Raw genomic sequence first — 17846 nt, 5'->3', positions numbered from 1 at the left:
GTGGCCCGATCGCGCGTCGGGCCATCACGGACCTTGGCTTCACCCGCGAAAGGCATGCGATGAGAAAATCGGGCGAGCGAGGCGCGGCCGCCGTTGAGATGGCCCTTGTCCTGCCCGTCCTTCTTCTCCTCCTTCTCGGCATTATGGAGTTCGGGCGTGCCTACAACACGCAGGTCACGTTGACCAACGCAGCTCGGGAGGGCGTGAGGGTGATGGCCATCTCAAATGTCCAAGGCAACGCGACCAGCGCAGCTAGAAGCTCCGCAAGTAGCCTTCATATCACTCCCACGAATCCGGTCATAACCTACCAGTTTACCGAAGAGGGCATTCCAAGAACGAGTTGCGCCTCAGGCCGTCAGGTCGAGATAACCGTCGCATACCAACTAAGCAGCCTCACGGGCATTGCTGGACCGTTCACCATGACGGGCAAAGGGGTCATGCTGTGCGGGGGATGAAGCAGAAGCGCCCCGACGAGCGGGGCGCTGTCAGCGTCCTCGTCGCCCTCCTCATGGTCGTGCTCCTCGGCTTCGCCGCACTCGCGATCGACGTCGGCATGCTGGTGTCGGAGAAGGCCCAACTGCAGAACGGTGCCGACGCCGGAGCCTTCGCCATCGCCCGGACCTGCGCCCTCGATCCTGCAGACAGTGAATGCGCACCCACTGCCCCGATTGCAGGGAGCCTCGCCAACAGCAACGCCCTGGATGCGAAGAGCAACGTGAAGAACGTCGTCGTCAACAAAACAACACGGAAGGTCACCGTCACCACCGGCGCGCTCCAGGACGGCCAGGCCCCCAACCGCATGTCCCTCCTCTTCGCCAACGTCCTGGGCATCAGCTCCAGCGAAGTGACCGCGAAGGCCACCGCGGCCTGGGGCAGCCCTGTCAGCGGCCCGGCCCCCTATCCCGTCGTTTTCTCCGAGTGCGAGCTACGGGATGGGCCGGGCATGCAGCTCGTCGAATTCAGGAAGAAGAGCAACAGCACCCCAAGTTGTGCAGGCGGTCCCCCTGGTGGCTTCGGCAACCTCGACTCCTCGCCGAACGAGTGCGCAGCCCTCATCAGCATCAGCCAGAGCGCCGCCGGCAGTAACAGCGGCAATAAGGGGGTCCCCGTGGCCTGTGTCGATCTCCTGACCTCTTGGAAGGCAGAGATTGTGGCTGGGAAACCTCCGATTGGCTTGTTCCCGATCTACAGGACAGTGACGGACAGCGGCGACAACGCAATCTACTCACTCAAAGGGTTCGCAGCTTTCGAGGTGTACGGCTGGAAGCTGAAGCAAACGGGCAACCCGTCATCGATCGAGGCCTTCCGCAACAACTACTACCCCGGGTACACCTGCACCGACAACCAGTGCATCGGCATCATCGGCAAGTTCGTCAAGATGGTGTCGCTGGATAGCGCCTACACCCTCGGCCCCGCCAACCCGGACATGACCCCCGTCGTGCGTCTCACTCTTGAGGAAGCAGCACCATGAAATCCCGTCTCCTGGCCGGCGTCGCCGCCGTCGTGCTCGCCCTCATCGGGGCGATGATGCTCTACGGCTACGCGCAGGGCGCCGAAGCACGCGCCGTCGAGGGTCTCGACCCTGTCGACGTCCTCGTCGTCGCGACCGCTGTCCCAGCCGGTACGCCGACGGAGGAGCTCATGCCCTTCCTCACCACGCAGCAACTGCCGGCCACCACCGTCGGAGCCACCGCACTCAAGGACCTCGAGGCGGCGGCCGGAAAAGTTACCGCCGTGGAGCTCGTGCCTGGCGAGCAGTTGCTCACGGAGCGGCTCGTGGACCCGGACGATGCCTCGCTCACCGGGAGCGTCGAGGTGCCCGAGGGCCTGCAGGAGGTGTCGTTCACGATCGAACCCGACCGCGCTGTGGGTGGGAAGGTCGCACCGGGCGACACCGTCGGGATCTTCATCTCCCTGGAGAGCGGGGGCCTCGAGGAGGATCCGGATGTCCCCACGACGAAGCTCGCCCTTCACAAGGTCCTCGTGACGTCGGTCCAACGCGCCCCCACCGCCGTCGCCGCCGATCCCGCAGCCGACCCCGAGGCCCAGGCACGCGCGGAGGCCGAGGCCCTCCCGAGTGGATCCCTGATGCTCACCGTGGCGGTCGACACCGCGCAGGCCACGCGGCTCGTGCACGCCAACCAGAACGCCACCCTCTGGCTGAGCAAGGAAACAGAAGCGACCGTCGAGGGCGACTCCCCGGTCGTCGAGAACAAGGAGCTCTACCGATGAGCAGATTCGTCCTGATCACCCCGAGCTCCGACTTCGAACAGAAGATGCGGCTCGCCATCGCCGGCGGACTGCAGGGCCACGTCAAGAGCCTGCCCTCCAGTGTCCTGGACGGTGATACGGATGCCGTGCTCGACCAGCTCGCCCTCGAGCGGCCGGAAGTCCTGGTCTTCGGTCCCGGCGTCGCCATCGAGGACGCGCTCCGGCTCGCCATCATCGTGGACGTGACGTTCCCCGAGATCAGCGTGGTGCTCGTCCACGACGACCACCCTGACATCGCCCTCCAGGCCATGCGGGCCGGCGTGCGCGACATCCTCAGCCCTCTGGCCGACGTGCCCAGCATCCGCACGCAACTCGAGCGCGCCTGCCAGGCGTTCGCGACCCGCCGCCGCACGGAGTCCCAGACTCCCCGCGAGCAGCAGAGCGGCTTGGTGATCGGCGTCTTCTCGCCGAAAGGCGGAGTCGGCAAGACGACCATTGCCACCAACCTCGCGGTCGGGCTGGGTCGCATCGCTCCGATGAGCGTCGTCATCGTGGATCTGGATCTGCAGTTCGGTGACGTCGCCACAGGGCTGTACCTCAACCCCGAGTACTCGGTGCTCGACGCCGTCTCGGGCGCCGCGACACAGGACTTGATGGTCCTCAAGGCGTTCCTCACGGCACACCCGTCAGGCATCTACGCCCTCTGCGGCCCGCGGAACCCAGCCGACGCCGACCGCATCTCCTCCGAGCAGATCACACGCCTCATCCAGCAGCTCGCGCTCGAGTTCCGCTACGTCGTCGTCGACACCGGGCCCGGTCTCACCGAACCCAGCCTCGCCGCCCTGGAACAGTGCACCGACGCCGTCTGGGTCACGGGCATGGATGTGCCCAGCGTCCGCGGCCTGCGCTCCGGACTCGACGTCCTGAACAAACTCAACCTCCTCCCCGAGACACGCCATGTGGTCCTCAACTTCGCGGACACGAAGACCGGGCTCTCCGTCCAGGACATCGAGGCGACCCTCGCCGCTCCCGTCGACGTGTCGATCCCCCGGTCCCGCGCCATCACGCTGGCGACGAACCGCGGGGTCCCACTCCTGCAGGACAAGGTCCGAGACCCCGCGACGACGAGCCTCAACGAGCTCGTCAAGCGCTTCGACCATGCATGGCGCGCCGCAACGCAGCGGAAGACCCACCGCCGGGTCGTCGTCCGATGAAGTTGTCCGCACGTATTCAGGCGGCGGCCCTGCCCTCCGCCGCCCCCGGCGTCGAGCCCGCCACTCCGGTAGCGACGCCCGAGGAGAGCCGCCCGCCGACGCTGGCTCCCGCCGTCGTACGAGAAGCCCCCATCAAGCCCGGCGCCGGCAGGCTGGATGTCTTCGCGGGCCTCAAGCAGCGCGCCGCGTCGGCCCTCTTCGAGCGCATGGGCGTCCGCGCGAGCGACACCTCGATCAGCGAAGACGACCTCAAGGCAGTGGCCCGCGAGGAGCTGAGCCAGATCATCGACGCCGAACAGGTGCCGCTGAGTCCGGACGAACGGCGCCGCCTCATCCAGGATGTGGCCGACGACGTCCTCGGCCTCGGTCCGCTGCAGCGTCTCCTCGACGACGCGACGATCACCGAGATCATGGTCAATCGCATGGACCAGATCTACGTGGAGCAGAAGGGCCGCCTGACGCTAAGCGAATCGCGATTCAGTTCCGAGGAGCACCTGCGGCGCGTCATCGAGCGCATCGTCTCCAAGGTGGGCCGGCGCATCGACGAGTCGTCGCCTTTCGTCGACGCCCGGCTCGAGGACGGTTCGCGCGTGAATGCCGTCATCCCACCGCTGGCCGTCAATGGCTCCTCCCTGACCATCCGAAAGTTCAGCAAGGTACCCCTCACCGTCCAGAACCTCATCGACTTCGGGACCCTGACGCCGGAGATGGCCGAACTGCTGGACGCGTGCGTCAAGGCGAAGCTCAACATCATCGTCTCGGGCGGAACCGGTACCGGGAAGACCACGCTGCTCAACGTGCTCTCGTCCTTCCTGCCCGACGACGAACGCATCGTCACCATCGAGGACGCCGTCGAGCTCCAGATCCAGCAGCAGCACGTCGTCCGCCTCGAGAGCCGCCCCCCGAACACCGAGGGCAAGGGTGCTGTGACCATCCGCGACCTCGTCCGCAACTCCCTGCGCATGCGGCCGGACCGCATCGTCATCGGCGAGGTGCGCGGCGGCGAATCGCTCGACATGCTGCAGGCCATGAACACCGGGCACGATGGTTCACTCTCCACCGTTCACGCCAACTCGCCGCGCGACGCCGTCGCCCGCCTCGAGACCCTCGTGCTCATGGCCGGTATGGACCTGCCCCTGCGCGCCATCCGCGAGCAGCTGGCGTCGGCCGTCAACCTCGTGGTCCAGATCTCGCGGCTCCGGGACGGAAGCCGCCGCATCACGCATGTCACCGAGGTCCAGGGCATGGAGGGCGATGTCGTCACGCTGCAGGACGCCTTCGTCTTCGACTATTCCGCGGGCATGGACAACAGGGGCCGTTTCCTCGGCAAACCCGTTCCCACGGGCATCCGTCCCCGCTTCATGGAGCGGTTCGAGGACATGGGCATCACCGTTTCCCCCGCCGTTTTCGGGTCCGTCCCCCCGCGCGGGCGATAGCCGCATGACCGTCCTCCTCCTTGCCGGGCTCGCGCTCGTCATCGGCGCCATCGTGCTCGCACTCATTGCACTGAGGCCACTCCAGTCACCCGTGCCGCTCGATCGTCGCCGACCGCCGGTGGACCAGCAGGACTCGCAGCTCTCGCGCTTCGCGGGAGCAGTCGGGCGGGCGATGGACCGCTACCTGCAGCGCCGTCCGATGCGCTTCCTGAACCAGCAGGTCCTGGAGACCGCAGGTGTGAAGCTGAGCCAGGCCGAGGTCTACCTGCTCGTCATCCTCGCGGGTGTCACCGGTCTCCTGCTCGGCTGGGCCCTGCTCGCACCCGTCATCGGTGTCCTCCTGCTTCTGCTCTCCCCCGCCGTCGCACACCTGGTGGTCTCCTTCCTCACCGGACGAAGGCGCCGCCGTTTCGACGCGCAGCTCGGCGACACCCTGCAGCTGCTCACCGGCGGCCTGCGGGCGGGCCACAGCATCCTGCGGGCCATCGACGCCGCCGCGACCGAGGCCGACAGCCCGACGTCCGAGGAGATGCGCAGGATCGTCGCCGAGACGAGCCTCGGCAAGGACCTTCTCGCTTCACTCATGGACACCTCGGAGCGCATGCAGAACGAGGACTTCGCCTGGATCGCCCAGGCCATCCAGATCAACCGGGAGGTCGGTGGCGATCTCGCCGACGTGCTCGACCAGGTGGGCCACACCATCCGCGAGCGCAGCGAGATCAAGGGCCACATCAAGGCCCTCGCAGCGGAGGGCAAGTTCTCCGCCTACATCCTCGCGGCCCTGCCTTTCGGCATCGCGCTCATCCTGACCGTCATCAGCCCCGGGTACGTGGATCCGCTCTTCACCAAGCCGCTCGGCTGGGTCATGCTCGGCGGCGCTGCCGTCATGATGACCATCGGCGGGCTGTGGCTCCGCAAGATCATCGACCTGAAATTCTGAGGAGGACACCGTGGACCCGATCCTGCTCGCCTCACTGCTCCTGACCACCGCTCCAATCGGCTACTTCACCTGGTCCCTCCTCACCTCGGACACGAAGGTGCGACGGACGGTGCAGCACAACCTGAGCCAGGGCACGGGGCTGACCGCTGCCGCCATAGAGCGCCGGAACCCCCTGCTGCAGCTCGGTCGTCGGCTCACCCCGGACACCTACATCGCGAAGCTCGATCGCCTGCTGAGCCTCGCCGGACGCCCAGTATCCATGCCCCTCGCGAAGGTGCTCACCGCCAAGCCTCTTCTGGGCCTCGCCGGTGGCCTGGCCGGCCTGCTCGTACTGCAGGCCAATCCGAGCAGGCTCTTCGTGCTGGTGTCCATCTTCATCACGGTGCTGGGGTACTTCGTGCCGGACCTCCTGCTCTACAGCAAGGGCCAGGAACGACAGAACGCCATGGCACTGGAACTCGCGAACACCCTCGACCAGATGCTGATCTCCGTCGAGGCCGGCCTCGGGTTCGAAAGTGCGATGCAGCGTGCGGGTGAGACCGGCAAGGGTCCGCTCGCCGAGGAGCTCGTGCGGACCCTGCAGGACATGCAGGTGGGCCGCAGCAGGCGCGAGGCGTATCTCGCTATGGCCGAGCGGAGCACCATCCCGGAGCTGCGCAGTTTCGTGAAGGCCATCGTCCAGGCCGACGCCTACGGCATCGCCCTTTCGGGGGTCCTGCGGACGCAAGCCAAAGTGATGCGTGTGAAGCGCCGCCAGCGGGCCGAGGAAAAGGCGATGAAATTGCCCGTCGCCGTATTGTTCCCCCTGCTGTTGTTCATTTTCCCCGTGCTGTTCATCGTGATCCTCGGGCCTGCCGTACTCAACGTGATCGATACGTTCGCCGGCCAATGAGCGGGGACCGGAATACGCATCCGGATTAGCGCTTCCGCATTTCTCGCTCAGCATCGCCCGACTTCAAGGCGAACCGTCAGATCCCGGTCGTAGCCTGAGGGAGTGCCGTCGAATAGTGCCCCGAAGAGTCTCCCGCTGCTGGACCTGGCCGTCCTGTCCCACCTCGAGCGGCAGCTGAACGACGCCCAACCGGCCCGCGCCTTCGCACGCGACTACATCACCGGGTTCGAGGACCGCCTCCTCAGGCTCGAGAGTTCCGTCAGCAACCGCGACGTCCCCGCAGCCCTCGACGCCGCCCTCAGCCTCCGCAACTCCTCCGCCATGATCGGAGCCTCACGGCTCTCCGCCCTCGCCGCGGACTTCGAGACCGCCGTGACCGCCTCCGACCTCGACACCGCCCTCAGGGCCCTGCCCGGCATCGAACGCTGCGGACTGGACACCATCCTCGAAATCGAGGCCCGCTACCTGGCGACCGCCTGACGCTGCCGGCGGAACAGGCCGAAACAGGCCGTCAGGAGTTGTTCGACGTCAGGAACGGGTGGACGTGAGCCTGTAGCCGACACCGCGCACCGTCTGCAGCCAGCGCGGGTTCTTCGGGTCCTCGTCCAGCTTCCGGCGCAGATTGCCGATGTGCACTTCGATGGCGCGCTCGTCCGAGTCGCTGATGTAGGTGTCCTCGTCGTAGTAGTCACCCCGGACCACGCGCACCAGATCCGCCTTGGTCCTCACCGCACCGTTGCTCTTGAGCATCTCGTTGAGCAGGTCGAACTCGCTCCTGGTGAGCGGCAGGTCACGCCCATCCAGCACGACGGTGCGGGCGGCCGCATTGAGGGCGAGGCCGTTGTGCTCGACGACGGCGGGCGGCGCAGCAGGCGCTGCGGGCGCAACGGGCTCTGCCGGAGTCACTGCCGCAGCAGGTACGGGGACCCCGGGCACCTGGCTCGGGGCAACACGCGGACGGCGCAGCATCGCGGCGATCCGCGCCCGCAGTTCCCGCGGCCGGAACGGCTTCGTGAGGTAGTCGTCGGCTCCCGACTGCAGGGCAGTGAGGGTATCCAGTTCGTCGCCCCGCGAGGTCAGCATCACCACATAGCAGGTACTGAATGCACGGATACGCCGCAGCACCTCGTAACCGTCGATGTCGGGGAGCCCCACATCGACGGTTACCACCGCCGCATCATGGGCCCGGACCAGATCGACGCCTGCCCTCCCTGCCGGTGCCACATGGACGACGAATCCCGACTGCTTGAGGACGGCTGCCACGAGGTTCCGCACATCGGGGTCGTCCTCGATGACCACCGCCACGCCCGGATCACTCATTCGCCACCGACCCCCCTCTGACCTGCACTGCAATCTTTCCTACTCCTCATGATTCCCATTGTGCATTGCCCGGACAGATAATCGCGTCGGGTTGCATTCCAAAACGCGGGCCGGGCTACATAATGGGAGGAGTACGTAGGTCTCAGCGTCGGAAAGTTCTTCATCATGCAGTTCCTCCTCTTTCCCCGGAAAGTGCGTGCCTAGGGATGCCGGTGCCGCGCGGCTGCGCGCGGTCGCCTCGAAAGTGAGCATCGGCCGCTCCGTGGTGCTCTGCCAGATCCCCCTGACCCTGATCGTCGTCGTCATCGGCGTGACGGCACCCCTTCTTCGACCCGGCCTGGCGACCGACCCCACGTTCGACCTCGGCTTCTCGATGATCCTGGTGCTCCTGGCGCTCTCGGTCATCGTCCCGTGGCGTGAACTGCCGCGAGGGAGCCTGCTCGTCGTCCCGATCCTCGACTTCGTCGCGATCGCCCTGGTCCGTGCCGGCGCGATGGAGACGCAGCCCGCCCTCGGCGTCCTGGTGGTCTTCCCCGTCCTGTGGCTGATGCGCTCCTCGCTGTCCCCCTGGGCCTCGCTGCCGCTCACGGTGCTCGGTTCGCTGCTCGTCACGTCATGGCCGGTGCTCGGTTCCTTCGATCCGGCCCACCTGCGGTCCTACCTGGGCCTGCTGCTGCTGCCGATCGTCATGCTGTGCATCGCCGTCACCATCCGCGTGACGAACGCCGGCGCACGGGCGCGCGAGGTCGAGATCGAGCGCAAGGACCGCGAGCTCAACGAACTCCTGCGTGCGGCCATCGACCGCGAGCGTGTCCTCACGGCGATCCTCAACACCGTCGACGTCGGCCTGACCGCCGTCGACGCCCACGGCAACACCACGCTGACGAATCGCCAGCAGGAGCTGTTCAACCGGCTGTCCGACCACGACGACGCCCACGGCGGCCTGTTCTTCGGCGCGGACCGCGTGACGCCGCTGCCGGTCGACAGGCAGCCCGTGTACCGTGCCCTCACGGGCGAGACCTTCGCCGACGAGCTCATCTGGGTGGGCGACGGCGACGCGCAGCGTGCCCTCTCGACAGCCGCACGGCCCATCAAGAACGCCGATGGCAGGATCGCCGGCGCGCTGATCGCCTGCAGCGACGTCACGGAACTCGTGGAGGCCGTCTCCGCGAAGGACACCTTCATCTCGAACATTTCCCACGAGTTCCACGCCCCGCTGACCTCGGTGCTCGGGTACCTCGAACTGGTGCTCGAGGACGAGCATCGGCTGCCGAGCCACCTCAGCGGGTACATCGACGTCGCTGGCCGCAATGCCGAGCGCGTGCTCCACCTCGTCGCCGACCTCCTCTCGACCGCCGGCGACCGCGTCCGGGTGCACCCGCGACCCGTGGACCTTGCGGCGCTGATCGAGATGAGCGTGCGGTCCAACAGGCTCCGGGCCCAGAAGAACGGCGTGAAGCTGAAGACCGACGCCCAGAATCCCCTCTGGACGCTCATCGATCCCCTCCGGATCTCGCAGGTGCTCGACAACCTGCTCTCCAACGCCATCAAGTACTCCCCCGGCGGCGGTGTGGTGACCATCCGCGCGGAGGAGTCGGAGTCGGAGATCGCCCTGCACGTCGAGGACAGGGGCATGGGCATGACCGAACAGGAAGCCCGGCAGGTCTTCTCCCGCTTCTACCGCACGCCGTCGGCCCGCCACGCCGCCATCGACGGTGCCGGTCTCGGGCTGGCGATCACCAAGTCCATCGTCGAGAGCCACGGCGGGTCGATCTCCTGCGTCAGTGCGCCGGGCAAGGGCAGCCGCTTCACGGTGACCCTGCCCGTGAACGGCGAGGTGGGCCGCATACCGCAGGACTCGATCGGCGAGTCCGTCTAGATGCTCCTGAGCCTCGCGGTCGGCGTCCTCGCCGCGGCCCTCGCCTACGCCCTCTTCTCCCTGCCGCAGAAGGATCCCCGCACAGTGCTGCCGCCGTCCTGGCGCGTGCCGCTCACAGTGCTCGCCGGCCTCCTGGCAGGCGCAGGGAGTGCGGTGGCCGACGAAGCCTGGAACGGCCCGCTCGTGGCCGTCCTCGCGGCGTTCGGCGTGGTGCTGGGCGCCGTCGACCTGCAGTCCAAGCTGCTGCCGAACGTCATGCTGCTGCGGTTCACCGCCGTCACCGTTCCGGTACTGCTCGTCGTGGCGCTCGGCACCGGCGACTGGACCGGGCTGCTCGGTGCGGCGGGCGGCAGCGCGACCCTGTTCACCGTGTACTTCCTCCTGGCCCTGATCTCCCCCGCGGGCATGGGCATGGGCGATGTGAAGCTCGCGGCCGTGCTCGGCCTGATCGGCGGTTGGGCAGGGGCCGCCGCGTGGCTCGGGACCCTACTGGGCGGGTTCCTGCTCGGTGGCGTGGCCGGCACCGCGGTCCTCCTGCTGCGCCGCGGCTCGCGCGGCTCGACGTTCCCGTTCGGCCCCGGCATGCTGCTCGCCGCCTTCGCGAGCCTGGTCCTGCTGGGCTGACGCCCCTGCCCGGGCGGCGTGGGGTCTAGGCCTCCGGGCGGCCCGAGGATCCCTCGAGCGGCGACACCGACGCGTCCTCCGGCGACCGGGCCGCACGCGTGCCGGGGACCGCGAGGTGGTCCACCGTCCGGCGGGAGCGGGTCAGGTCGGCGCGGGCGGCGAGCTCCCCGTTCCCGGGGTAGGCGATCTCCTCGAGGACGAGGGGGTGCGGTGCAGCGAGGACGGACCGTGCATCCTTGAGCCGGGCGGCCAGCCGTTCGGCGAGCCACCCGGGCGGCATCTCGCCCGAACCGACCCGCAGCGTCGATCCGATGAGGGCGCGCACCATGTTGTGGCAGAAGGCGTCGGCCTGCACGGTCGCGATGATCACGCCGTCGTGCCCGCGGGTGAACTCGTACCGCTGCAGCTCGCGGATGGTGGTGGACCCTTCGCGCGGCTTGCAGAACGCGGCGAAGTCCTGCATGCCCAGCAGGTGCCCCGCGCCCTCGTTGAGCAGCGCGACGTCCAGCGGTGCCGGGTGCCAGAGGGTGGTGTGCCGGCGCAACGGGTCCTGTCCGGTCGCCGTATCCGCGATGGCGTAACTGTAGCGGCGCCAGAGTGCGGAGAAGCGTGCGTCGAACCCGTCGGGCGCCTGCGTGGCGGAGCGGACGACCACGGCGGGCACGGAGTTCCTGACGGAACGTCCGCGCCCGGTGACGCCGTCCGTCAGCTCGCGGTTGATGGCACCGGTGAGCCGTCGCAAAAAGGCGTCGGAGGGGTCGACGTCGCGCCCCCTCGCCATCGCGTGCCACTCGGCCGGTGTGAGGTCGATGTGCGCCACCTGACCGCGGGCGTGGACGCCGGCGTCGGTCCGTCCCCCGACGGTCAGGCGCACCTGCCGACGCAGGAGCGTGAACAGCGCGCCCTCGAGGACGCCCTGCACGGTGATGAGACCGGGCTGCAGGGCCCAGCCCGAGAACAGGGAGCCGTCGTACGCGATGTCCAACCGGACACGCAGAAGCCCGCCGTCCCTCGGGGGGACGGCGGGCTCCTGGGTGATCATGGTGTGCGTGGGGAGGGAAGAATTACTTCTTCTCGTCCTCGACGGTGCCCTCGACGACGACGACCTCGTCGGCGACGCCGGCTTCGGCGTCGACCGTGGTGTCCTCGGCTGCGACTTCGTCGGCAGAAGCCGCGGACTCAGCCGACTCGGCGGAATCCACCGAGTCCACGGAGTCGACGGAATCGACTGCGTCGGCCTCGGGCGATGCCGGTGCTGCTGCAGCGGCGGGGGCCGATGCTGCGCGCTCGGCCTCGGCGACCACGGACTGCTTGGCGGACATGGGCTCCAGCACCAGTTCGATGACGGCCATGGGGGCGTTGTCGCCCTTGCGGTTGCCGATCTTCGTGATGCGGGTGTAGCCACCCTCGCGGTTGGCGACGGCGGGAGCAATGTCCGTGAACAGCTCGTGGACGATGCTCTTGTTGCTGATGACGGCGAGGACGCGACGGCGCGACGCGAGGTCACCCTTCTTCGCGAAGGTCACCAGGCGCTCGGCGTAGGGCCGGAGGCGCTTGGCCTTCGTCACCGTGGTGGTGATGCGCTTGTGCTCGAACAGTGAGGCGGCCAGGTTGGCGAGCATCAGGCGTTCGTGCGCCGGACCGCCTCCGAGACGTGGGCCCTTAGTGGGTGTGGGCATGGTTCTTTCTCCTCATTAGGGTGTCCGCCCGCCGCGACGGGCGCGCGGCGGGCGGACAGGTAGCGTGTTAGAGCTCTTCGTCGCCGTAGACGACGTCGTCCTCTTCGATGGCGGCAGCGCGGGCGGCAAGGTCGAAGCCTGGAGGGGAATCCTTCAGGGACAGACCGAGCTCCACGAGCTTCGCCTTGACCTCGTCGATGGACTTCGCACCGAAGTTGCGGATGTCCATGAGGTCGGCCTCGGAGCGCGCGACGAGTTCACCCACGGAGTGGATGCCCTCACGCTTGAGGCAGTTGTACGAGCGGACCGTGAGTTCGAGGTCCTCGATCGGCAGCGCCATGTCGGCAGCAAGTGCTGCGTCCGTCGGCGACGGGCCGATCTCGATGCCCTCGGCCGCGGTGTTCAGTTCGCGGGCCAGACCGAACAGCTCCACCAGGGTGGTGCCGGCCGACGCGACGGCGTCGCGCGGGGCGATGGCGTCCTTCGTCTCGACATCGACGATCAGCTTGTCGAAGTCGGTGCGCTGCTCCACTCGGGTGGCCTCGACGCGGAAGGTGACCTTCAGGACCGGCGAGTAGATGGAGTCGACCGGGATGCGGCCGATCTCCGAGTCGCCGGACTTGTTCTGCGATGCCGACACGTAACCGCGTCCACGCTCGATGGTCAGCTCGAGCTCGAACTTGCCCTTCGAGTTGAGGGTCGCGATGTGGAGGTCCGGGTTGTGGAACTCGACGCCTGCGGGAGGCGCGATGTCAGCGGCCGTGACGACGCCGGGTCCCTGCTTGCGCAGGTAGGCGACGACGGGCTCGTCGTGCTCCGAGGAGACGGCGAGGTTCTTGATGTTCAGGATGATCTCGGTGACATCCTCCTTCACCCCGGGAACCGTGGTGAATTCGTGCAGGACGCCGTCGATGCGGATGCTCGTGACGGCAGCACCCGGGATTGAGGACAGGAGCGTGCGGCGGAGCGAGTTGCCGAGGGTGTAGCCGAAACCGGGCTCGAGGGGCTCGATGACGAACCGCGAGCGGTTGTCGGCGACTACTTCTTCAGTCAGGGTGGGGCGCTGTGCAATAAGCACTTACATATCCTTTCAGGAAGCATCCGCTATATGACACTTCGAAATGGGCGGGACTGCGGGTCAGCCGGCAAAACTGCTGGAACGGCACCGAACCGCCCTGCCGGACCACGTGGGTTCCTGCAGGGCGGCACGGTGACGGCTCGCTTCGTTAGACGCGGCGACGCTTCGGCGGGCGGCAGCCGTTGTGAGCGCTCGGGGTGACGTCCGAGATGGATCCGACCTCGAGGCCGGTGGCCTGCAGCGAGCGGATGGCGGTCTCGCGGCCCGAACCCGGGCCCTTCACGAAGACGTCGACCTTCTTGACGCCGTGCTCCTGTGCGCGCTTCGCAGCGGCCTCGGCGGCCATCTGCGCGGCGAACGGGGTGGACTTGCGTGAGCCCTTGAAGCCGACCTCGCCGGCCGAGGCCCAGGAGATGACCGCACCGCTCGGGTCCGTGATGGACACGATGGTGTTGTTGAAGGTGCTCTTGATGTGCGCCTGACCGAGCGCGATGTTCTTCTTGTCCTTGCGACGCGGCTTACGAACCGCTCCACGAGTCTTGGGGGGCATTACTTCTCCTACGAAGGTATTGGGTAAAGCATTGATTCGGATCGAATCCCACGGGAGTCCCACGAACAGGGGCCTCCGCTGGCGAGGGTCCCCTGGCGTGACGAGCGCTAGCGAGTCACGTTAGGGAGCCAGTGGGGATCTAGCGTCCGACCTTCTTCTTGCCTGCGACCGTACGCTTCGGGCCCTTGCGGGTACGGGCGTTCGTCTTCGTACGCTGTCCGCGTACGGGAAGGCCGCGGCGGTGCCGGATGCCTTCGTAGCTGCCGATCTCCACCTTGCGGCGGATGTCGGCGGCGACCTCTCGGCGGAGGTCACCCTCGACCTTGAAGTTGCCTTCGATGTAGTCGCGGAGCTGGACCAGCTCGACGTCGGAGAGGTCCTTGACGCGCGTGTTCGGGGAGATCCCCGTGTCGACGATCGTCTTCTCTGCACGGGTCTTGCCCACGCCGTAGATATAGGTAAGCGCGATGACTACCCGCTTTTCACGGGGGATGTCTACGCCAGCGAGACGTGCCATGGTGGCGGTGCTCCTTTGGTGTTGCCGGAGGTATGGAGCAGAACGTCCCCGGGACCTGTGTCCTGGTCCCCGGCCTCCGTGCCGGGGGTGTACGCCCCTGACGGGACGCTGTTCTGCCGTTGAATGTACTTCTACGCGCGGGAAGAGCCTCTAGGAGAGGTTCTCAGCCCTGGCGCTGCTTGTGGCGCGGGTTCTCGCAGATGACGAGAACGTTGCCTTTGCGGCGAACCACCTGGCACTTCTCGCAGATCCGCTTCACGCTCGGGTTGACCTTCATGGTTTTCCTTCGAGTTGATTCTTATTTGTAGCGGTAGACGATACGGCCTCGGGTGAGGTCGTACGGGCTCAGTTCCACTACGACCCGGTCCTCAGGAAGGATTCGGATGTAGTGCTGGCGCATCTTTCCCGAGATGTGGGCGAGGACAATGTGACCGTTGGCCAGCTCAACGCGGAACATCGCGTTGGGCAGCGCCTCGTTCACAGTGCCTTCAATCTCAATGACACCGTCTTTCTTGGCCATATCCTCCGCTAACGTCTATGCCCGCCACTTGCATGGCGGACGGGTTCTGGGTTTTGATCGTCGGACCCCCGACGAGCCGGAGCTCGTTCGGCGGGAAGGTCTCCGGGGCCCGTTTGGGCACGGAAAGCAGAGACAACCAACAGACCACTCTACGCTACAGTCCGTCGATCGTTAAATCAGGGCCGGCCGGATGGCCGTCCCGGGCCGCGATGGGCGGGCCTGGGAGGTCAGCTCTCCAGCGGGACCGGCGTGACGCCGAGGGGTCCGAGCCGGGACGCTCCCCCGTCGGGTGCCGTGAGCACCCAGATGCCGCCGTCGTGCACCGCGACGCTGTGCTCCCACTGGGAGGCACGCTTGCCGTCGGTGGTGATGACGGTCCAGTCGTCGTCGAGCACTGCGGTCTCGAGACCGCCCTGCACGAGCATGGGCTCGATCGCGAGGCACAGACCTGGCCGGACCTTCGGTCCGCGGTGGGTGCTGCGGTAGTTGAGGACGTCGGGCGCTTGGTGCATCTGCGTGCCGATGCCGTGCCCTACGTAGTCCTCGAGGATCCCGAGGGCCGGCCCGGGGACGGAGGACACGTAGTCGTCGATCGCCGAGCCGATGTCGCCGACGAAGCGGGCGGACGCCAGTGCCGCGATCCCCCGCCACATCGCCTCCTCGGTGACGTCCGAGAGGCGGACGTCCTCCGGCCGCGGGGTGCCGACGATCGCGGTGCGTGCGGAGTCGGAGTGCCACCCACGCACGACGGCGCCGCCGTCGATCGAGATGATGTCCCCGTCCTGCAGCGTGTACCCGCCGGGGATACCGTGGACCACCTCGTGGTTGACGGAGGTGCAGATGCTCGCCGGGAAGCCGTGGTAGCCGAGGAAGTTCGACGTCGCGCCCTCCTCCTGGAGGACGCCCTCGAACACGTCGTTGAGCTGGGCCGTCGTGACGCCCACGCGCGCGGCGGCCACCGTCTCGTCGAGGGCCCTGGACAGCACCAGCCCGGCTTCGCGCATCACCAGCATCTGGCTGGTGGTCTTGTACTCGATCTTGGGCTGGCGGAACATGAGGGGGTCCTAGCTCGGAACGGTGAGTGCTGCCATGACGCGTTCGGTGACCTCGTCGATCGACCCGAGGCCGTCGACCCTGGTCACGATGCCGCGGTCTGCGTACCGCGAGACTACGGCCTCGGTCTGGTCGTGGTAGAGCCCCAGACGGTGGCGGATGACCTGTTCCTTGTCGTCGGTACGCCCGTCGAGGGAGGCACGCCCGAGGAGTCGCTTCACGAGCTCCTCGTCGTCGGCCGTGAGCTGGAGGACCACGTCGAGTTCGAGGTCGTTCTCCCGCAGGATGTCGTCGAGCTCGGCGACCTGCGCCGCGGTGCGCGGGTAGCCGTCCAGGAGGAAGCCCTCCTGGACGTCGTCCGCGGCGAGGCGGTCGCGGACCATGCTGTTGGTGACGCTGTCCGGGACGAAGTCGCCGGCGTCCATGTACGTCTTGGCCTCGACGCCGAGCGGCGTCTCGCGCTTGACGTTGTCCCGGAAGATGTCGCCGGTGGAGATGGCGACGACCCCGAGGCGCTCCGAGATGCGGGCGGCCTGCGTGCCCTTGCCCGAGCCGGGAGGACCGATGATCAGCATTCTGGTCAACGCAACAACCCTTCGTAGTGACGCTGCTGGAGCTGGGCGTCGATCTGCTTCACTGTCTCGAGCCCCACACCGACCATGATGAGGATCGACGTGCCACCGAACGGGAAGTTCTGGTTGGCTCCGATGGCCACGAGGGCGATCAGCGGGATCAGCGCCACGAGTCCGAGGTAGATGGCACCCGGCAGTGTGATGCGGGAGAGCACGTACTGCAGGTACTCCGCCGTCGGCCGGCCGGCGCGGATGCCGGGGATGAATCCACCGTACTTCTTCATGTTCTCGGACACCTCGTCCGGGTTGAACGTGATGGCCACGTAGAAGTAGGTGAAGAAGACGATGAGCAGGAAGTACATCGCCATGTAGAGGGGGTGGTCGCCACTGGTGAGGTACGTGGTGATCCAGTTGACCCAGCCGGCGGGCGCGGTGCCGTCCTGGGGCGTGTTGAACTGGGCGATCAGGCTCGGCAGGTACAGCATCGAGGACGCGAAGATCACGGGGATGACACCCGCCATGTTCACCTTGATCGGGATGTACGTGCTGCTGCCCCCGAGGGTACGGCGACCGACCATGCGCTTGGCGTACTGCACCGGGATGCGGCGCTGCGACTGCTCCACGAAGATCACGAGGGCGACGACGACGACGCCCATGGCGAGCACGAAGGCGAAGACGGTGGCGCCCTGGGTGCGGAAGATCTCGCCGAGCGAGGTGGGGAAGCCTGCGGCGATGGCCGTGAAGATGAGCAGCGACATGCCGTTGCCCACGCCCTTCTCGGTGATGAGCTCGCCCATCCACATGATGAGGCCGGTACCGGCGGTCAGTGTGATGATCAGCAGGACGATGATGATCAGCGAGTCGTCCGGGATCAGGGGCACGGGGCAGTTGCCGAGCAGCGCGCCGGAACGGGCGAGCGAGACGAGGGTGGTCGCGTTCAGGAGGCCGAGCGCGATCGTGAGGTAGCGCGTGTACTGGGTCAGCTTGGACTGGCCCTGGGCGCCTTCCTGGTGGAGCTCCTGGAAGCGGGGAATGACCACCCGGAGGAGCTGCGTGATGATGCTGGCCGTGATGTACGGCATGATGCCCAGCGCGAAGATGGAGACCTGGAGGAGGGCGCCGCCACTGAAGAGGTTGACGAACTGGTAGAGACCGCCCTCGGTGTTACCGAGAGCCAGGCACTGCTGGACGTTCCCGTAGTCGACGCCCGGAGCGGGGATGAAGGCCCCGAGACGGAAGATGGTGATGATTCCCAGCGTGAACAACAGCTTGCGCCGCAAGTCTGGCGTCCGGAATGCCCGGCCAATAGCGCTAAGCAAGCGTCCTCCTGAAGGTCTGTTGGTCCTGACGCGGACCGTACA

At 67.1% G+C, this 17846-nt stretch carries 21 protein-coding genes; 10 read left to right on the top strand and 11 right to left on the bottom strand.

What is annotated here, in order from left to right:
* Nucleotides 1-59: 59 nt before the first annotated feature.
* From AC4D2O_RS11445 to AC4D2O_RS11410, 8 genes are all read left to right on the top strand, one after another.
* On the top strand, nucleotides 60-455 hold the full coding sequence (locus AC4D2O_RS11445; protein WP_490907453.1) for a TadE family protein: 396 nt from the start codon (nucleotides 60-62) through the stop codon (nucleotides 453-455).
* The gene (locus AC4D2O_RS11440) at nucleotides 452-1471 is read left to right on the top strand and encodes a pilus assembly protein TadG-related protein (RefSeq protein WP_490907451.1); all 1020 of its coding nucleotides are present in this window, start codon (nucleotides 452-454) and stop codon (nucleotides 1469-1471) included. The genes AC4D2O_RS11445 and AC4D2O_RS11440 overlap by 4 nt, the downstream gene beginning before the upstream one ends.
* Nucleotides 1468-2232 carry a Flp pilus assembly protein CpaB gene (cpaB, locus tag AC4D2O_RS11435; RefSeq protein WP_490907449.1) on the top strand — a complete coding sequence of 255 codons (765 nt, stop codon included), beginning with the start codon at nucleotides 1468-1470 and terminating at the stop codon, nucleotides 2230-2232. The genes AC4D2O_RS11440 and cpaB overlap by 4 nt, the downstream gene beginning before the upstream one ends.
* Entirely contained in the window at nucleotides 2229-3425 is a 1197-nt protein-coding gene (locus AC4D2O_RS11430) for a CpaE/TadZ family protein (protein WP_490907447.1), read from the top strand. The genes cpaB and AC4D2O_RS11430 overlap by 4 nt, the downstream gene beginning before the upstream one ends.
* Nucleotides 3422-4861 carry a TadA family conjugal transfer-associated ATPase gene (locus tag AC4D2O_RS11425; RefSeq protein ID WP_490907445.1) on the top strand — a complete coding sequence of 480 codons (1440 nt, stop codon included), beginning with the start codon at nucleotides 3422-3424 and terminating at the stop codon, nucleotides 4859-4861. The genes AC4D2O_RS11430 and AC4D2O_RS11425 overlap by 4 nt, the downstream gene beginning before the upstream one ends.
* 4 nt (nucleotides 4862-4865) lie before the next feature.
* On the top strand, nucleotides 4866-5801 hold the full coding sequence (locus tag AC4D2O_RS11420) for a type II secretion system F family protein (protein ID WP_490907443.1): 936 nt from the start codon (nucleotides 4866-4868) through the stop codon (nucleotides 5799-5801).
* Between the two features lie 10 nt (nucleotides 5802-5811).
* The gene (locus AC4D2O_RS11415) at nucleotides 5812-6693 is read left to right on the top strand and encodes a type II secretion system F family protein (RefSeq protein WP_490907441.1); all 882 of its coding nucleotides are present in this window, start codon (nucleotides 5812-5814) and stop codon (nucleotides 6691-6693) included.
* A gap of 102 nt (nucleotides 6694-6795) precedes the next feature.
* Complete coding sequence (locus AC4D2O_RS11410; protein WP_490907440.1) at nucleotides 6796-7173, top strand: Hpt domain-containing protein; 378 nt, start codon at nucleotides 6796-6798, stop codon at nucleotides 7171-7173.
* A gap of 48 nt (nucleotides 7174-7221) precedes the next feature.
* Here the strand turns inward: AC4D2O_RS11410 and AC4D2O_RS11405 are convergent, their stop codons facing one another.
* Nucleotides 7222-8013: a response regulator transcription factor gene (locus AC4D2O_RS11405; RefSeq protein WP_490907437.1), complete on the bottom strand. Its 792-nt coding sequence runs from the start codon at nucleotides 8011-8013 to the stop codon at nucleotides 7222-7224.
* A gap of 196 nt (nucleotides 8014-8209) precedes the next feature.
* Between AC4D2O_RS11405 and AC4D2O_RS11400 the strand changes: the two genes are divergently transcribed.
* Nucleotides 8210-9892 carry a sensor histidine kinase gene (locus AC4D2O_RS11400; protein WP_490907435.1) on the top strand — a complete coding sequence of 561 codons (1683 nt, stop codon included), beginning with the start codon at nucleotides 8210-8212 and terminating at the stop codon, nucleotides 9890-9892.
* Entirely contained in the window at nucleotides 9893-10516 is a 624-nt protein-coding gene (locus AC4D2O_RS11395) for a prepilin peptidase (protein ID WP_490907432.1), read from the top strand.
* 25 nt (nucleotides 10517-10541) lie between these two features.
* Here the strand turns inward: AC4D2O_RS11395 and AC4D2O_RS11390 are convergent, their stop codons facing one another.
* The 10 genes from AC4D2O_RS11390 to secY all read right to left on the bottom strand — a co-directional run bounded on the left by AC4D2O_RS11390 (nucleotide 10542) and on the right by secY (nucleotide 17804).
* Nucleotides 10542-11558 carry a tRNA pseudouridine synthase A gene (locus AC4D2O_RS11390; protein ID WP_490907428.1) on the bottom strand — a complete coding sequence of 339 codons (1017 nt, stop codon included), beginning with the start codon at nucleotides 11556-11558 and terminating at the stop codon, nucleotides 10542-10544.
* A 22-nt stretch (nucleotides 11559-11580) separates the two neighbouring features.
* Complete coding sequence (gene rplQ / locus AC4D2O_RS11385) at nucleotides 11581-12195, bottom strand: 50S ribosomal protein L17 (RefSeq protein WP_490907423.1); 615 nt, start codon at nucleotides 12193-12195, stop codon at nucleotides 11581-11583.
* 67 nt (nucleotides 12196-12262) lie between these two features.
* Nucleotides 12263-13273 (bottom strand): DNA-directed RNA polymerase subunit alpha, encoded by a 1011-nt coding sequence (locus AC4D2O_RS11380; protein ID WP_104050943.1) that lies wholly within the window; start codon nucleotides 13271-13273, stop codon nucleotides 12263-12265.
* 148 nt (nucleotides 13274-13421) lie between these two features.
* A complete protein-coding gene (gene rpsK, locus AC4D2O_RS11375) occupies nucleotides 13422-13823 on the bottom strand; it encodes a 30S ribosomal protein S11 (protein ID WP_026531448.1) in 402 nt (133 codons plus the stop codon).
* 139 nt (nucleotides 13824-13962) lie between these two features.
* On the bottom strand, nucleotides 13963-14340 hold the full coding sequence (gene rpsM / locus AC4D2O_RS11370; RefSeq protein ID WP_043440660.1) for a 30S ribosomal protein S13: 378 nt from the start codon (nucleotides 14338-14340) through the stop codon (nucleotides 13963-13965).
* Between the two features lie 163 nt (nucleotides 14341-14503).
* Entirely contained in the window at nucleotides 14504-14617 is a 114-nt protein-coding gene (rpmJ, locus tag AC4D2O_RS11365) for a 50S ribosomal protein L36 (RefSeq protein WP_043440658.1), read from the bottom strand.
* 21 nt (nucleotides 14618-14638) lie between these two features.
* Nucleotides 14639-14860 carry a translation initiation factor IF-1 gene (gene infA, locus AC4D2O_RS11360; protein WP_019481515.1) on the bottom strand — a complete coding sequence of 74 codons (222 nt, stop codon included), beginning with the start codon at nucleotides 14858-14860 and terminating at the stop codon, nucleotides 14639-14641.
* A 227-nt stretch (nucleotides 14861-15087) separates the two neighbouring features.
* Nucleotides 15088-15915: a type I methionyl aminopeptidase gene (map, locus tag AC4D2O_RS11355; protein ID WP_490907416.1), complete on the bottom strand. Its 828-nt coding sequence runs from the start codon at nucleotides 15913-15915 to the stop codon at nucleotides 15088-15090.
* A 9-nt stretch (nucleotides 15916-15924) separates the two neighbouring features.
* Complete coding sequence (locus AC4D2O_RS11350) at nucleotides 15925-16488, bottom strand: adenylate kinase (protein WP_490907512.1); 564 nt, start codon at nucleotides 16486-16488, stop codon at nucleotides 15925-15927.
* A 5-nt stretch (nucleotides 16489-16493) separates the two neighbouring features.
* Nucleotides 16494-17804: a preprotein translocase subunit SecY gene (secY, locus tag AC4D2O_RS11345; protein WP_490907414.1), complete on the bottom strand. Its 1311-nt coding sequence runs from the start codon at nucleotides 17802-17804 to the stop codon at nucleotides 16494-16496.
* Nucleotides 17805-17846 lie beyond the last annotated feature (42 nt).

Source organism: Arthrobacter sp. TJ-238 (assembly GCF_058269215.1).
The sequence above is the reverse complement of the archived record's forward strand: the minus strand, read 5'-3'. Positions and strand labels throughout refer to the sequence as shown.

Coding starts and splice junctions, on each gene's coding strand:
- rpmJ (WP_043440658.1), bottom strand. CDS start 14,617: ATGAAGGTCAACCCGAGCGTGAAGCGGATCTGCGAGAAGTGCCAGGTG.
- AC4D2O_RS11420 (WP_490907443.1), top strand. CDS start 4,866: ATGACCGTCCTCCTCCTTGCCGGGCTCGCGCTCGTCATCGGCGCCATC.
- infA (WP_019481515.1), bottom strand. CDS start 14,860: ATGGCCAAGAAAGACGGTGTCATTGAGATTGAAGGCACTGTGAACGAG.
- AC4D2O_RS11430 (WP_490907447.1), top strand. CDS start 2,229: ATGAGCAGATTCGTCCTGATCACCCCGAGCTCCGACTTCGAACAGAAG.
- AC4D2O_RS11350 (WP_490907512.1), bottom strand. CDS start 16,488: ATGCTGATCATCGGTCCTCCCGGCTCGGGCAAGGGCACGCAGGCCGCC.
- AC4D2O_RS11440 (WP_490907451.1), top strand. CDS start 452: ATGAAGCAGAAGCGCCCCGACGAGCGGGGCGCTGTCAGCGTCCTCGTC.
- AC4D2O_RS11425 (WP_490907445.1), top strand. CDS start 3,422: ATGAAGTTGTCCGCACGTATTCAGGCGGCGGCCCTGCCCTCCGCCGCC.
- cpaB (WP_490907449.1), top strand. CDS start 1,468: ATGAAATCCCGTCTCCTGGCCGGCGTCGCCGCCGTCGTGCTCGCCCTC.
- rpsM (WP_043440660.1), bottom strand. CDS start 14,340: ATGGCACGTCTCGCTGGCGTAGACATCCCCCGTGAAAAGCGGGTAGTC.
- AC4D2O_RS11445 (WP_490907453.1), top strand. CDS start 60: ATGAGAAAATCGGGCGAGCGAGGCGCGGCCGCCGTTGAGATGGCCCTT.
- AC4D2O_RS11395 (WP_490907432.1), top strand. CDS start 9,893: ATGCTCCTGAGCCTCGCGGTCGGCGTCCTCGCCGCGGCCCTCGCCTAC.
- map (WP_490907416.1), bottom strand. CDS start 15,915: ATGTTCCGCCAGCCCAAGATCGAGTACAAGACCACCAGCCAGATGCTG.
- AC4D2O_RS11390 (WP_490907428.1), bottom strand. CDS start 11,558: ATGATCACCCAGGAGCCCGCCGTCCCCCCGAGGGACGGCGGGCTTCTG.
- AC4D2O_RS11405 (WP_490907437.1), bottom strand. CDS start 8,013: ATGAGTGATCCGGGCGTGGCGGTGGTCATCGAGGACGACCCCGATGTG.
- rpsK (WP_026531448.1), bottom strand. CDS start 13,823: ATGCCCCCCAAGACTCGTGGAGCGGTTCGTAAGCCGCGTCGCAAGGAC.
- rplQ (WP_490907423.1), bottom strand. CDS start 12,195: ATGCCCACACCCACTAAGGGCCCACGTCTCGGAGGCGGTCCGGCGCAC.